The sequence below is a fragment of the Acinetobacter sp. NIPH 817 genome, from assembly GCF_000368405.1.
In the GTDB taxonomy this organism is placed as follows: domain Bacteria; phylum Pseudomonadota; class Gammaproteobacteria; order Pseudomonadales; family Moraxellaceae; genus Acinetobacter.
Map to the genome: position 1 here is coordinate 1,128,592 of NZ_KB849420.1, position 16,040 is coordinate 1,144,631.

The 16,040-nt window shown below is 35.3% G+C and carries 13 protein-coding genes; 9 read left to right on the top strand and 4 right to left on the bottom strand.

Translation table 11 applies throughout. The features are described 5' to 3' along the window. Positions 1-19: 19 nt before the first annotated feature. Positions 20-331 carry a DUF485 domain-containing protein gene (locus F968_RS08990; RefSeq protein ID WP_004792370.1) on the top strand — a complete coding sequence of 104 codons (312 nt, stop codon included), beginning with the start codon at positions 20-22 and terminating at the stop codon, positions 329-331. Continuing rightward, positions 324-1,976 (top strand): cation/acetate symporter ActP, encoded by a 1,653-nt coding sequence (actP, locus tag F968_RS08995; RefSeq protein ID WP_004792373.1) that lies wholly within the window; start codon positions 324-326, stop codon positions 1,974-1,976. Before F968_RS08990 ends, actP begins: the two co-directional genes overlap by 8 nt. Positions 1,977-2,042: 66 nt before the next feature. Here the strand turns inward: actP and F968_RS09000 are convergent, their stop codons facing one another. Then, positions 2,043-2,279, bottom strand: coding sequence for a VF530 family protein (locus tag F968_RS09000; protein ID WP_003651786.1), 237 nt, complete (start codon positions 2,277-2,279; stop codon positions 2,043-2,045). Between the two features lie 1,552 nt (positions 2,280-3,831). Between F968_RS09000 and F968_RS09005 the strand changes: the two genes are divergently transcribed. The 6 genes from F968_RS09005 to F968_RS09030 all read left to right on the top strand — a co-directional run bounded on the left by F968_RS09005 (position 3,832) and on the right by F968_RS09030 (position 10,701). Then, positions 3,832-4,122, top strand: coding sequence for a hypothetical protein (locus tag F968_RS09005; protein WP_004792375.1), 291 nt, complete (start codon positions 3,832-3,834; stop codon positions 4,120-4,122). A 495-nt stretch (positions 4,123-4,617) separates the two neighbouring features. Continuing rightward, positions 4,618-5,151 carry a fimbrial protein gene (locus tag F968_RS09010; protein ID WP_000731817.1) on the top strand — a complete coding sequence of 178 codons (534 nt, stop codon included), beginning with the start codon at positions 4,618-4,620 and terminating at the stop codon, positions 5,149-5,151. A gap of 86 nt (positions 5,152-5,237) precedes the next feature. Continuing rightward, a complete protein-coding gene (locus F968_RS09015) occupies positions 5,238-5,972 on the top strand; it encodes a fimbrial biogenesis chaperone (protein WP_004792379.1) in 735 nt (244 codons plus the stop codon). Between the two features lie 58 nt (positions 5,973-6,030). Beyond that, positions 6,031-8,586 (top strand): fimbria/pilus outer membrane usher protein, encoded by a 2,556-nt coding sequence (locus tag F968_RS09020; protein ID WP_004792380.1) that lies wholly within the window; start codon positions 6,031-6,033, stop codon positions 8,584-8,586. Further along, the gene (locus tag F968_RS09025; RefSeq protein WP_004792381.1) at positions 8,583-9,614 is read left to right on the top strand and encodes a fimbrial protein; all 1,032 of its coding nucleotides are present in this window, start codon (positions 8,583-8,585) and stop codon (positions 9,612-9,614) included. Before F968_RS09020 ends, F968_RS09025 begins: the two co-directional genes overlap by 4 nt. Before the next feature lie 112 nt (positions 9,615-9,726). Next, on the top strand, positions 9,727-10,701 hold the full coding sequence (locus tag F968_RS09030) for a DUF4882 family protein (protein WP_004792382.1): 975 nt from the start codon (positions 9,727-9,729) through the stop codon (positions 10,699-10,701). Positions 10,702-10,756: 55 nt separating this feature from the next. Here the strand turns inward: F968_RS09030 and F968_RS09035 are convergent, their stop codons facing one another. Together F968_RS09035 and F968_RS09040 are read right to left on the bottom strand one after the other, a co-directional pair. After that, positions 10,757-11,866: an S-(hydroxymethyl)glutathione dehydrogenase/class III alcohol dehydrogenase gene (locus F968_RS09035; protein WP_004792384.1), complete on the bottom strand. Its 1,110-nt coding sequence runs from the start codon at positions 11,864-11,866 to the stop codon at positions 10,757-10,759. A 229-nt stretch (positions 11,867-12,095) separates the two neighbouring features. Then, positions 12,096-13,967: a non-contractile tail sheath protein gene (locus tag F968_RS09040; protein WP_004792386.1), complete on the bottom strand. Its 1,872-nt coding sequence runs from the start codon at positions 13,965-13,967 to the stop codon at positions 12,096-12,098. A gap of 183 nt (positions 13,968-14,150) precedes the next feature. Here F968_RS09040 and F968_RS09045 point away from each other — a divergent pair, with 183 nt between their 5' ends. Continuing rightward, positions 14,151-15,308, top strand: a complete 1,158-nt coding sequence (locus F968_RS09045) for a catalase family protein (RefSeq protein WP_004792388.1) — start codon at positions 14,151-14,153, stop codon at positions 15,306-15,308. 5 nt (positions 15,309-15,313) lie between these two features. Here the strand turns inward: F968_RS09045 and F968_RS09050 are convergent, their stop codons facing one another. Further along, positions 15,314-15,622, bottom strand: a complete 309-nt coding sequence (locus tag F968_RS09050) for a hypothetical protein (RefSeq protein ID WP_004792391.1) — start codon at positions 15,620-15,622, stop codon at positions 15,314-15,316. Between the last annotated feature and the right edge of the window lie 418 nt (positions 15,623-16,040).

The following is a 16,040-nucleotide window of genomic DNA, read 5'->3' on the forward strand; positions in this document are numbered from 1 at the left end:
ATAAAAAAGGATTTTTTATATGAACTACTCTCAGGAAGCAAACATCGTTTTAGATACTAAGTTTAAAAAGATGGTGAAGCAAAGAAACCGATTCGCTGTTTTTTTAAGTTTAATCGTACTTAGCATTTATTTTATTTTTATAGGAACAGCCACATTTCGACCTGAGTTGCTTGCAATGCCATTAGAAGCAAGCAAGATCACAGTTGGTTTGCCTATCGCTGCAATTGTTATTGTATCAAGCTGGCTAATAACTGGCTTATATATTTTCATTACAAATCAATATTTTGACAAACAAAAAGAAAAATTAAGAAAGGAATACCGTTATGAATAAATATATAGCTTTTATCATTCTCGCTTTACTTAGCTCGGGTGCTTGGGCGGCTCCAAGTGAGCCCAGAAACTGGACTGCAATCATCATGTTTGCATGCGTAGTTGGTATTTCATTGCTTATTACCTTTAAAGCTGCCAAGAAAACTGTATCAAAAGAAGATTTTTATACGGCTGGCAATGCAATTTCTGCTAAACAAAATGGTCTGGCAATTGCTGGAGATTACATGTCGGCATCAACCTTACTTGGTATTTCAAGTATGGTTTTCTTCAAAGGTTATGATGGCTTTATCTATGTGACTGGCTTTTTTGTTTGCTGGCCCATTTTAACTTTCTTGATGGCTGAGAGACTTAGAAACCTTGGAAAATATACTTTTGCCGATATTGTCTCGTATAGACTAGATCCGCAAAGAACGCGTATTTTAGCAACTTGTGGCTCGCTCATCGTGGTATGTTGCTACTTAATTTTGCAAATGGTGGGAGCAGGCCAGCTTATTAAATTACTGTTTGGATTAGATTATAAAATTGCTGTCATTCTTGTTGGTTGTTTAATGCTGGTATATGTCATTTTTGGAGGAATGCTTGCTACAACGTGGATACAGATTGTTAAAGCAATTCTTTTACTCTTTGGTGGAACAGTTTTAGTATTTCTGGCATTTAAAGCATTTGGTTTCAGTCTAAATAATATGGCTACGGCCGCCGTTAATGCGCATAAACTTGGACAAAAAGTCTTAGAACCAGGACCAATGCTATCAAACCCAATTAATACATTATCTATGTCTATAGGTTTAATTTTTGGTTTAGCAGGCTTACCACATATTCTTATGCGCTTTTTTACAGTACCAAATGCTGCTGAAGCACGTCGTTCAGTGTTTTACGCTTCAGGCTACATTGGGTATTTCTTTATTGTAGTCTGTATTTTAGGTTTGGCTTCAATCGCTATAGTAGGTACTAATCCCCACTATTTTGTAGATGGACAATTAGGTGGTGACCTCATTGGTGGTAGTAATATGGTTGCTATGCATCTAGCAAAGGCGCTTGGTGGAAATTTACTACTTGGCTTTTTATCTGCTGTAGCATTTGCAACGATTTTGGCGGTTGTTGCTGGTTTGGCATTGGCTGGAGCTTCAGCAATTTCTCATGATTTATTTCAAAAAGTAATTAAAAAAGGCAAAGCAACTGAAAAACAAGAAATGGTTATATCTCGACTTTCTGTCGTAGTTTTAGGTGTAATTGCAATAGCATGTGGAATCTTATTTGAAAAAATGAATATCGCCTTCTTAATGGGTCTCACGTTCGGTATAGCTGCTTCAGCTAACTTTCCTGTACTTATTCTTTCTATGTATTGGAAAGATTTGACCACTAGAGGAGCTATATATGGTGGTTTTACAGGGATTATTTCTGCAATTATTTTTGTAGTTTTATCTCCTACAGTTTGGGTTGGAGTATTAGGCCATGAAAAAGCTATATTTCCATTTGATAATCCTGCATTATTTTCAATGCCATTAGCATTTTTGGTCAGTATATTCTTTTCATTAACCGATAAAAGCACTAGAGCTGTGCTGGATAGACAAGGATTTGAATTGCAGGTTGTACGTTCTGAGCTAGGAGCACAGCAAAGTACCTTAGATAAAATGCCCTTACATTAAACAGGAAAGCCCACGAAAGTGGGTTTTTTAACTTAAATTAAAATGCTAAGGCTAGATTTTTGATGGCTACGATTTCTGTTTGGCTTTTTGGCGTAAGACATACAAATATAAGCTTTCTACTTTTTCACGTGCCCATGGTGTGGTACGTAAGAATCGTAAGGATGATTTAACACTTGGATCTATGCAAAAACATCTAATTTCAATTTTACGACTTAAGCCCTCAAAACCACCGTAGTAATCCAATAATTCATCCAAAATGTCAGCAAGTTTTTTGCCGTGTAAAGGGTCATTGGAGGCGTTCATAATAGATCAACAATATTTTTGGAGTCCATTATTATAACCTGAACTAGTTGGAAAATGAGAGGGTTTGAATTTAAACCTAATGAGCAGGAAAGATTGCTTGAATATTTTTTAATGCATTGGTGTGAGTATTTGAAATGCTGTATGTATTGTGGTGATAGAAATCCAAAGAATAGTTGTACGCACGTACTATATCAGTTTTTCTAAGCCTGTAAAGGGGTTTTTAAAATATATTTATAAATTTCAATAAGATATAAAATATTCTATGTATTGAAATTTAGCCTAAGCAAATTAATAACTTTAACGCTCAAAAGGCGATTTAGAAAAAGAAATCTGTATCGCAGTAACAGTAGCCAAAAAATGAAACCCGTAAAAGTGGTAAGTAACTTACGCGTTCTAGCTAGGGCAAATTAAAAATGTAATGACATTTTATAGAACGCTGCCTAGAGTGTTTTTCTGGCTAAAATTAGAAATATGGTTAGTCAGTTTAAATCGTTAAGCGCGCTAAGGGCTAATAAGTTGCTTGAGCAACAGATACTAAGCTGAATTTACTGTAGTAAAGAATAAGCGGCGTAGCAGCAACGTAGAGTAGCCAGAGTCTTATATATGGTAGGTTTCCAAATCTTCTATTTAACATAATATACATTATACGAACAATTATATAATTCACTATTAAGTCTCTGATGCTATTGAATTTTTAGCCCTAGCAATTTCTTCTAGCTGTAGCGCCTTACCATCACCACTAATACAATAAAAAATATTGCTGTCTATTGATACCAATGTCACAGAAATAACGATTTCTTTATTCAAATAACACTTATAAAACTCAACAAAATGCTGTCTGGCTACAAATCAAGTCCATGGCCAAACTTCTTTAAATCTGAAATTAGAAAAATATTTATTATGCCGTTATCTCAAATACATGTGCTTCTTTTAAATAATTTTTAAAGATGCTCCCTGAATGCTGCTACACTTTTTCTCCAGTTCGTATTTCTAATTGATATTGTTCATTCTTAAAAAATCGTACATATTTAAATTGTCGTTAGGAAACTATATTTTACGCCTCAATATATTGAAAAAGTGTGATGAGTTTCAATGTATTTGTGATGCGTAATAATTTTTAATAAATAAAGTGCAATTAGTTTTTAATTAATTTCTAATAAAGTTAAATTAGTCACATTTTAAATAAAATTGGTATCTTATTACTCTGTAGTAATTTTGCAATATAAATATTAGAGGTAAAATAATAAATTACATATTTATTAAATATTTAATCATATATCATATGATGTTTTTATATCGCTCTGTTTGTTTATTAATCTTTAATTTTTAAAATCATATAAATATCAATAAGTTAAATTAATTATTTTATTTTTAAATAATTACATGATTAATATAGTTGAAGAATTCTAACTATTACATTATTTAAAATAGTTAATGTGATTTATATCACATGAAAATTAATAATTTTTCTTGATTTAAACTTAATGATTGTTTTTGAATTAAAAATATTGTATCAAATATATATAAACTATTTTATAAATAGGTATATAAAATGAAAAATAATATTTTTAAACTTCTTATTCTGATGGTGCTTTCCACTTCCCCATTATTTTGTTATGCAAATAACACAATAATGATAAGAGGAAATATTGTTGAAGATACATGCTCAACACAACATAGCGAGATAGAATGTGTTGAGGTAAACAATTTAAATGTTAAACTTGATAGTGAATATTTAAATAAAAATAGCCTTTCTAACTTAGCTCAACATACTGAGAAAATGGACACTAGCATTGAAAGTATAGGCTCTAATCGCAAAGTGGTGGTTATCAATTATCACTAACTTACTAAGGCGTAGCTTTTGAGGCTATTCCTATAATAAGTATGAATTAAGAGTGATTTGTCGAATTCATCGCACATTTTGATGAATTAAATGATGAGTCGCTCTTTTTTTATAAAAAATGGCTATTTGTATATTTTTTCTATATACATATGCATAAATTATTCTATATAATTGTATTGTAAGAATTTAAGCTTCTTTTTCACATAATTTGTTCAATTCTTTTTTATTTACATAGTGTTCTTATGTAACTTGCTTTTTTCGGCAGTCCCTCTTTTTCATAAAACAAAAAAACTTTTATAAACAGCTATATAAGCTGTAGTAACCAGCACTGCATTCCAAATCAAAAAATGTGATTTAATTAAAATTATGAGAAAATAATGTGATCTAGTTTGCATTCTGTTTAAGAAGTGTTAATATCGCCGCATTACTTTTCAAGATGTCAAACACTGGAAAAGTAAGGAAATAAACTTTTATCCAGACTTTTGAGAAAACACTATGAAAAAACTTGCTTTGATCGCTGCTCTTTCGGTTGTAGGGATTGCGAATGCTCAAGCTGCTGATGGTACAATTACAATTAATGGTTTAGTTACAGACAAAACTTGTGACATCGTTACTCCAGCTGGTAAAGACTTCACAGTTACTCTTCCAACTGTTTCTAAGCAAACTTTAGCTGTTGCTGGGGATGTTGCTGGTCGTACTCCTTTCCAAATTAAATTAGCTAACTGTTCTGAAGGTAAAGTAGCTACTTACTTCGAACCAGGTGCTAACGTTGACTTTAATACTGGTCGTTTACTTAACAAAGACGCTACTGGTGCTAAAAACGTTAACGTTCAACTTTTAGGTAGCAACAACAACTTCATCCCAGTTCTTGCTGCTGGTGCAAACGGTGCTCAAGCTAACTCTCAATGGGTTGACGTAGCTGCAGCTGGTAGCGCAGACCTTAACTACTATGCTGAATATTATGCAACTGGCGCTTCTACTGCTGGTAAAGTAAACACTTCTGTTCAATACACAATTATCTATCAATAATTGATGGATGAGAGGGTTTCTGTGTTCGCATAGAAGCCCTCTTTTTGTGATGCTTTCCCGAATCTTTGTTGGTTGAGAATTCTGAAATGAAATTGAACAGTTATAATTTTTTGTTAGGTTTGGCATTTGCTTCAGCAGTTGTTGCACCTGCTACTCAAGCAGAAATTGTAATTCATGGCACTCGTGTGATTTATCCTTCGGATGCTCGTGAAGTTACACTACAAGTTAGTAATAACGGTTCAAAACCAGCACTTGTCCAAGCATGGCTTGATGAAGGCGACTCAAAAAGCACTCCGGACCAATCAAAAGTACCTTTTATGATTGCTCCTCCTATTTCTCGTGTTGAGGCTACAAAAAGTCAGACTCTTCGTATTACTGCTCTGCCAACAGCTTCTCAGCTAAATCAGAAGCAAGAAACAGTTTTGTGGTTAAACGTTTTGGATATTCCTCCAAGACCAACTTCAAAAACTGAAAATACGACGCCTGATAATTTCCTGCAATTAGCAATTCGCTCACGTATTAAATTCTTTTATCGACCAGCTTCGATTAAAGACGATGCGAATTTAGCAGCTGATAAGCTTCAATGGGTTAAATCTGGTCAAAACTTAACGGTAAAAAACCCAACTCCTTTTCATATCACGATGACTTCTGTTTACCAAAAGGCAGGTGATAAAAAAGTTGATTTATTACCTCAAGGTTTAATGATTAAACCTTTTTCTGAAGAGTCTGTTCAGCTTAAGAATGGCAATCTTCAAGATATGAGTTTTATGAATGTCAATGACTATGGTGGTCGAGTCGAACACCAAATAAAACTTCAGTAATCAGATTTATCTTTTTAATAAATTTAAGCACCTATTATGTGAGTAGGCGGACTTAGTTATGCCAAAAAAAAGGCAAGAATCTTATAAATTATTAAAACGCCATATTTGTTACTACTTGGCTTCTGGTGTTGTCACAATGACAATGCCTGTATTCGTGCACGCTGAAGAAACAGTCGCGAGTGCTCCTGTAGAAGCTGAATTTGATTCTGCTTTTTTAATTGGCGATGCTCAAAAAGTTGATATTTCTCGTTTTAAATACGGTAACCCTGTTTTACCAGGCGAATATAATGTTGACGTTTATGTAAATGGCCAATGGTTTGGCAAACGTCGTATGTTCTTTAAAGCATTAGAATCAAATAAAAATGCTGTAACCTGTTTTACAGGAAATACTCTTGCTGAATATGGTGTAAAACAAGAGATTTTAGCGCAGCGCTCTGCTCTTCAAAAAGAAAATAGTTGTTATAAAATTGAAGAGTGGGTTGAAAATGCATTTTATGAGTTTGATAACTCTCGCTTACGTGTAGATATTTCTATTCCGCAAGTTGCTTTGCAAAAAAATGCGCAAGGCTATGTCGACCCAAGTTTATGGGATCGTGGGATTAATGCAGCTTTTTTATCTTATAACGGCAGTGCCTACAAAACATTTACTCAGTCTAATGATCAAAGCGAAACGTCAAATGCTTTTATGGGCGTGACTGCTGGATTAAATTTAGGTGGTTGGCAATTACGTCATAATGGTCAATGGCAATGGCAAGATACCCCTGCCGAAAATCAATCTAAATCAAGTTACGAAGAAACAAGTACTTACTTACAGCGAGCATTCCCTAAATACCGTGGTGTTTTAACACTTGGGGATAGTTTTACAAACGGCGAAGTATTTGACTCATATGGTTATCGTGGTATCGATTTCTCAAGTGATGATCGAATGCTACCAAATAGTATGCTTGGTTATGCTCCGCGTATTCGTGGTAATGCTAAAACCAATGCAAAAATTGAAGTTCGTCAACAAGGCCAACTTATCTATCAAACTACAGTAGCACCAGGTAACTTTGAAATTAATGACCTTTACCCTACTGGTTTTGGTGGTGAAATTGAAGTTACTGTTATTGAAGCTAACGGTGAAATACAGAAATTTGCCGTGCCTTATGCATCTGTTGTGCAGATGTTACGCCCTGGCATGAACCGTTATTCTTTAACTGTGGGTCAGTTCCGCGATCCAGACATTGATCTCGATCCTTGGGTTGTTCAAGGTAAATATCAGCAAGGGATTAACAACTACCTAACAGGTTATACGGGTATACAAGCAACTGAAAATTATGCCGCTGTATTATTGGGTGCTGCTTTTGCTACACCAATTGGTGCGATTGCACTTGACGTTACACATTCTGAAGCTGAGTTTGAAAAACAGTCCTCACAATCGGGGCAAAGTTTCCGTTTAAGTTATAGCAAGTTGATCACTCCGACCAACACAAACTTAACGCTAGCAGCTTATCGTTACTCAACAGAAAACTTCTATAAATTACGTGATGCTCTACAGATTCGCGATTTTGAAGAAAAAGGTATTAATACTTACTCTGCTGGTCGCCAACGTAGTGAATTCCAAATTACCTTGAACCAAGGTTTACCTGAAGGTTGGGGTAACTTCTATGTAGTGGGTTCGTGGGTTGACTATTGGAACCGTAGCGAAAGTACTAAACAATATCAGCTTGGTTATAGTAATAATTTCCATGGTTTAACTTATGGTTTATCTGCAATTAACCGTAAAGTTGAATATGGCTCAACAAATCAAATGCACGATACTGAATATTTAATGACATTATCGTTCCCGATTGATTTCAAAAAGAATTCAGTTAACGTCAACGTTACTGCCTCTGAAGACAGCCGTACTGTTGGTGCAAGTGGAATGGTTGGAGATCGCTTTAGTTATGGCGCTTCAATGTCACATCAGGACTATGCGAATCCATCATTTAACGTAAATGGTCGTTATCGTACTAACTATACAACTGTTGGTGGTTCTTATAGTGTGGCTGATTCTTACCAACAGGCGATGGTTAGCTTAACTGGTAGTGTAGTTGCACATTCAGAAGGTATTTTATTTGGACCTGAACAAGGTCAAACAATGGTACTTGTGCATGCGCCAGATGCTGCCGGAGCAAAAGTTAATAATGCCGTTGGTTTAAGCGTGAATAAGGCCGGTTATGCGGTAGTTCCTTATGTAACTCCTTACCGTCTTAATGACATTACGCTTGATCCACAAGAAATGTCAAGCGAAGTAGAACTTGAAGAAACAAGTCAACGAATTGCACCTTTTGCTGGTGCAATTGCTAAAGTAGACTTTGCAACTAAAACGGGTTATGCAGTTTATATTAATAGTAAAACTGTAGAGGGCAACAGTTTACCATTTGCAGCTCAAGTCTTTAATCAGAAGGATGAAGCTGTTGGTATTGTTGCACAAGGTAGTATGATTTACTTACGTACTCCACTTGCTCAAGATCGTCTTTATGTGAAATGGGGCGATGAAAGCAATGAACGTTGTTCGGTTGAGTACAACATCAGTAATCAGTTGCAAAATAAGCAACAAAGCATGGTAATGACTGAGGCTGTCTGCAAATGAAAAGAATATTATTAACAGGTTTCTTATTTACGGCTGGTCTTGGTGTATATGGTGAAGCTAATGCTTACTGTACTTTAGCCAGTAACAAAAAAGGAGGCTCATTTAGCACGGTTGACATTTCCATGGCCGTAGGTCGCGTTGTGATCCGACCAAGTGATCCTGTGGGAATGGTTTTGAGAAAAGCAACTTTTCCAATTACCGACAATGGTTCAATAGCAACATGTACCTCTTATAGCGATACTATTACTGCGGCACTTACCCAAGGCTATGCATTAAGTCCACTAGGGAATAATATCTATTCAACGAATATTCCTGGAATTGGTATTCGGTTATACCGTGAAGCAGAAAATGCAACTAACTTTTCTGGTTATTACCCGTATACCCGTAGTTTAACACCAGGAACAACTTATAATCTTGCTTCGGGATATTTTGTTGTCGAAATTGTGAAAACTGCTACACAGACTGGTTCGGGTGCATTAGTGCCTGGTTTATATAGTCGATATTATGTAAGTGGTTATATAAACCGCCCTTTTTTAACCAGTACAGTTAACGGTGATGCAATTACCATCGCTTCTTCTTCATGTGAAATTCAAGGTAATATTAATAAAGTTGTACAGTTGCCTACAGTTACAAAGGCTGGTTTCAAAGGTGTTGGCTCAACTCAAGGCGAACAAACCTTCGATATGAACATCTTATGTAATGGTGGTATCAACCCAACGGGTTACGAAGAGAAAAATCTCATTAGCTTAACTTACGACTTTACCCAAGACGGAACAAACAATCAGGTTTTAGCGAATACTGCTCCAACATCTGAGAAAGCAAACGGCGTAGGCGTGCAGTTACTCTGGAACTATCAAAATAAAAATCAAGTCATCAAAAAAGGCGATAAACTAGCCCTAGGTACATTGTCTTCTAACCAGACACTTCAATATAACGTACCAATGACTGCTCGCTACTATCAAACAGCCGCAAATGTGACGGCTGGTAAAGTACGTGCAATGGCTACTGTAACTATTGAATATGATTAATCATATTCAATAGTTTATAAACCTAATAATTTCAAATGCTTAAAAATTAATAATAAATTTTAATTTATCAATACTTTCTAAAAATTTACTACTTAACTCGATAGGAACATTTATGAAAAAAATAGGCATAATTGCTGTTAGTGCAGTGACATTATGTTGGGCAATGTATGAAGTATCTTCTGACAATGCAAATACAGCACTGGGTAAAGAAACTAGTCAAAAAATAGCATCTAAAAGCAGTTCATCAACTACAAAGAATGAAAAATTAGCACCTCAAATGCTTTTGGCTCAAACTACCTACCTTAATTCCTCTGCTCCAGTCTGCCAATATAATTTTGATGCGACTCAAGAAGATTACGATCTTTGGAACAATGAACATATTGACTATTGGCCAATTAAAATATTCCCATTAATAATTGGCCAAAAATTTAGTCTTAAAGTAGAGCCTATGCCAGAAAATGAGTATGGTACTGTAGAGTATGTAGCTAGAAGTAAAGCTAGTCTTAATTCTACTAATGACATTAGTGATTTAATAATACCTCACACAGGTATTATTGCATTTGAAATAGAGCTTAAGATCCCAACCTCAGCTCTTGGGAGCTCATCACTTGGTAATTCTGCTTATTACTCCTCTGGCATTGGTTTTAATGGTGTAACAAATAATGGCTATACAGTCAGATCTAATTTTAGGTTTGATATGGGTACTTATGATCCAGATTTTGGTGAGAATCCTGCTAGATTAAGCTATTCTGTAGCTTACCGACTTAGTGATGAGACTGGCCCTGACAGTCGATATTCTAAAGGTCAAAACATGACAAATAATGCAAATGGATACCAAAGATTAGGTATTTATATTAATCAGAACACTAAGCAAGTTGGCTTTATTATAAATGGTGTTGATCAGGGGTATAAATCTACTTTGCCTGCTCCACTTGAGAATATACGCTTTTTTGTTTCAAGTGATATATCAATATATGCTGAACAATTATTTGGACAAGAGTTGTCGAACGAACTCATTACTGACCGTAATGCGCTACAGTTTAACTATCCTCAGGGTACAACTGACATGTGCGGTAATGCCATTTAAGATATAAAACTATAAGTGGTAAAAAAGGGCTGAATCACAGCCCTTTTTTCTTTTTTTAAAAATGAATGACTGTGCGGATTGATTTACCTTCATGCATTAAATCAAAAGCGGTATTAATGTCTTGTAGAGGCATAGTATGAGTCACAAAAGGTTCAAGTTGAATCTCACCTTTCATAGCATCTTCGACCATTTTAGGAAGTTGTGATCGCCCTTTTACTCCGCCAAAAGCAGTACCTAACCATTTACGGCCTGTAACTAACTGGAATGGACGAGTCGAAATTTCTTGACCTGCACCAGCAACACCAATAATAACGGATTGTCCCCAACCACGATGTGCACACTCTAGAGCCGAGCGCATAACATTAACGTTACCAATACATTCAAATGAATGATCTACACCCCAGCCTGTCATTTCTACAATCACTTGCTGAATAGGTTGGTCATAATCTTTTGGATTTAAGAAATCTGTAGCGCCAAACTGTTTAGCAAGTTCAAATTTATCTGGGTTTGTATCTACGACAATAATGCGTCCTGCTTTCGCTTGACGCGCACCTTGTACAACAGCTAAACCAATACCACCTAAACCAAATACGGCAACCGAATCACCTTCTTGTACTTTAGCTGTGTTATGCACGGCGCCAATACCAGTCGTCACACCACACCCAAGTAAACAAACTTGTTCGTGATTCGCTTCAGGATTGATTTTAGCTAAAGATACTTCTGCAACTACTGTATATTCACTAAAGGTTGAACATCCCATGTAATGGTAAATCGGTTCACCATTATAAGAAAAACGTGTAGTTCCATCTGGCATTACACCTTTACCTTGAGTCGCACGTACTGCAACACACAAGTTTGTTTTTCCAGATTTACAGAATAAGCATTCTTTACATTCAGCTGTATAAAGTGGAATCACGTGATCCCCTGGTTGAACGCTTGTTACGCCCTCACCCACTTCAACTACAACACCTGCACCTTCGTGACCTAAAATAGCAGGAAACACACCTTCTGGATCATCGCCAGATAATGTAAAAGCATCGGTATGACATACCCCTGTATGGGTAATTTTTATTAAAACTTCACCCGCTTGAGGTGGTGCAACATCAACTTCAACAATCTCTAAAGGTTTTCCTGGGGCAAAGGCGACAGCTGCACGAGATTTCATCTTTGGGTTTCCTTTAAATCATTCGGTATTTATAGTCGAGCAAAATAGATTATATATTGGTAATACAAGAGCTTAATTTTGCTTAAATTAAAATTGGCTTTCATGACAATCCATCACAGCATAGCCAGTCAAGTACGTCTAAGCAAGCTTCAGTTTCAAAAAGAAGAAAACCTCTTATTTGAAGAGGTTTCTTATCAAATCACTTATTTTATAAAAGGGTTATGTTTACTTAGAGGTAAATATCTGGTGGATATGGTGTGTTATCGCTAATTGGCGAATACAACGTATTTTCAACAAAGAAGCCATTTGGAGCCTGAGTGGTATCAATCGTAATTGAATCAAACATAACTTGTGGGTAGGCCCAGATAAATTGCTTCATTAAACCTAAAGAAACATTGTTTTTCATGTCACCAAAAATTCGTTGCCAAATGGGCGTTCGATAAGGTTTGGTCTTATCAAATCCATAAATATAAGCAATAGATGCATCAGGAACGAATCCGGAGAGATAGATGACTTTATTTGCCGGATAGCCCAGCCCTTGTATAGGTATTTGGGAAACTGCTTGATGTGCCAAGTCTAAGCGAGCTTCCAATAACCAGTCATAAGCTTCTGTCATCATGTAATCAAAATTAGGATATGAATAATGTTGGCTTGGATAGTTAATATAAGTGGCTAAAGTCTGAATCGGAGATTGAATAGAAGGAAAGAAAATAAGTGGGCTAACTTTAGCAGTGGAGTATTTCGCTTTGATAACGGTGCGAATGTCTTGGCAGGTTTGACCTAATTTATTTCTGAGCCATGTTTTAAACTCATCATATGGCGTTCCTGTTTTATTCATTGCTTCATAGATTGTACCCAAATCTGGTGCATATAGACCAGTATCTGCATTAAAGGCTAGTTTTGTTGGATAGTCATATACACAAGGTAGATTGGTATCAGTGTTATACCACCACCAAGGTTCACCAATCTGCATGTTTACATCACATCCCCCTACTACCATTGCATCTGCAAATTCAATAAAGACTTTACGTAGATATGCCAAAGCATTCTGATGACTTAAACTAAAAAAATAGCTCGGTGGTTGGTAGCCTGTTTTACCCAAATTACTGTTCCAGTCACGTTGAGCCCAATATTCATTGGCCCCCAAGGAATACATTTCAAAGCTTACCCCAAAAATGGGTTGCAGACTGGCGTTATGTAAAGCTTGAGCATATTTCTCATGCCATTTACGCGTACATGAGTTAACGACTGCTTCACCTGTTACCAACGTATCTGGTATTTGCCATTTATTAATATCACTTTTCCATGTCATTTCAGGATAATGCGACATTCCACAATAGTGGTTAACCAAACCGTTATATCCCAAAGTCACCATATTGTTGACTAAGCGCTGAGGGTTTAAATCATAGTGGTCGTCATAGCTGGTACAGATACCATAATTGTGCTGAGGGACAACCACACGGCTCAAATTTAAATTTGCATTTGTACCGGTTACGACTGAATTGGTCAGACGAATATAGCCATCTTCAGGTTGGCTTAAAGGTAGGGCTGATTGACTATTATAATGGCTCGTGAAACCTGAAAATGAAATCCGTTGAATGTTAGTCACTGGGAAGCTATCTGTAGCAGAAAAGCCAGCTTTTACTGTATCCCAGTTAATATGAATATGTGCCGTTCGTGATGAAGGATTATTTGCATAGTTAAATAAGACAATATAGGCAACTTTATCTACGCCATTTTCATTATAGTACACCGTTAAAGTGGGCGTTAAACTTGGATTGTTAAGCACTGGCATCGTGGCAGATAACTCAATATCGAAGTCCCAAATCACCCCTGCATAGCTATATTTGGTTTGGTACGCTAAAAATTTATGATCTTTAGTGTCAGAAGAATCCCAACTAATTCCTACTAGATCATTTGCCATTCGTGCTCTAAAAGATGCTTCAAAACCATTTCCATAATTCGTAATAGCAAAAGACATCGTTTGTGGACCATCTATTCTCCAATAGATAGGACTAAACCGATCAATAAGTGTATTTTGAGTGATTGGATGTGGTGATGAATTAGAATTATTTTGTACATTTTGTGAGTTAGTTATCATGTCTACATTCTCTTAATGTATTAAGAGGTTTTATATTAAATAATAATTTTTATTTTATTGTTCAGATAAGTAACAATGACGTTTAAATTATTTACAGTTAATATTTTTAATAAAGCTCAAAATATAATTAAACAATTAAACTTAATATTATCCTAAAATATTTTTGCACTGAGGAGATAATCAATGTCAAATTTTATGCAGCCTACACATTTTAGGGTGTTGTTTGTATTTACTCCTCTTGTTTTTGCACTAACAGGTTGTAGTGACGCTTTATATTCGCAAAAAACCACACCAGTAAAGACTTCTTCGGAAAATATTACATATCCAAAGATCGATCCATTTTTAGGAGAAAAGTTACAGCCTAATGAGGAAGTGCTAGCTCAGAACATAGCTCAAGTCATTGAAAAGTCAATTCGTGAACAATATACGGCGGGAAATGCTTTACGTGATGCACATCCTAAAGCGCATGGGTGTGTTCGAGCCGAGTTTCATGTCTCAAAAAATATACCTACTCAATTGGCTAAAGGGATATTTATTCCAGATCAAACTTATCAAGCATGGATTCGCTTTTCAAACGCCTCAAATGATGCATCGAATGCGGACATTAATAAAGACGCGCGTGGTATAGCAATAAAAATTCTAAGTGTATCTGGACAAAAAATTTTAGAAAGTGAAAAGCAAGCAACCACACAAGATTTTATTATGATTAATCATCCGGTCTTCTTTGCCAATGATGCTAAACGATATCTTTCTTTTATGAATGATGTGAATAGCCACAATATGATCAGAAAACTTCATATTCCGATTGCTTTGGGTTTTAAAGGAACCATGAATGCACTCGGAGCACGTAATTCGCAAATCGCAAACCCTTTATATGCAAGGTACTGGTCTATGGTGCCCTATCAGCTAGGACTAGGTAATAATCGACAAGCAGTTAAATATTCAGTTCGTTCTTGTTCAATGCAATCAAATAATCTACCTAAAAACCCTAGCCATGATTTTTTAAGAGAAGCTTTAAAGAACACTTTGCAAAGTACAGATGCTTGTATGGAATTTCTTATTCAGCCACGGACCTCAAGCCAAATGTTGGTAGAAGATTCAATGACAGAATGGAATGAGAAAGCAGCTCCTTTTTATCAAGTGGCGACTATCCATATTCCAAAGCAAAACTTTGATACAGCTGAACAAAATAAGTTTTGTGAAAATCTATCTTTTACGCCGTGGCACGCCTTACCAGAACATAGACCATTAGGTGCAGTAAATCGAATGCGTAAAGTTATTTATGAAAATATTAGCAGAGTTCGGCATGATATGAATTTAGCACCTAGACAAGAACCTTAAATACCTTATGCATTAATGCCCTTGCTTGTATCTATAGTGATACGATCAATGAAATCTGCCAACCATAAAATAAACTCATCTTCATTTTTATGTCTTGGTATCAAGCTCATGTCTAATCTAATAGGTAATTCATTTTTAAAGCTAACAACTGCACCATCGAAATTCACAAAATTATATAAAAATTTTAATTCTGTACCTGCAATGGCTTTTTTGATTTCTATGATGAGATTATTTAAGTTTTTAAAATGATTGTTAGAGTATTTATATTTAATATTTTTATTAATTTTTTCTGCTAAAAGTAAGTATTTTGGCATTTCTATCTCCTTATTAATTATTTATAAAATATAAGTATAATTTCAAAGTTATAAAAATAAGTTTTTAATTTTTATTAAATTGTTTCTGAGTTTTTAATTTTAAGTGATAAGTTACGTCTAGAGTAACAGTATATTGTTTGAAAATGTGATTTAGTTTGATTTATATTCTGATTGAATTAGTAGGTATTTAATGTTGATTAAAATGGTCGGATTTTAAATTTATATTAAATAGGCTCAATATATTTAATCTATCAAGCCTATTTAATTTTTAATACCTACTTAAGACTAAAAGCATTCATTAAAACTTAAGTAAGTTTATGGAAAATTTTCATTTTATGAGTTTTTCCACATTTCCTGCATTCTTTGATTTCATTATGAGCAATATCAAAGTCATATTCCCATATATGAATACAGAAAA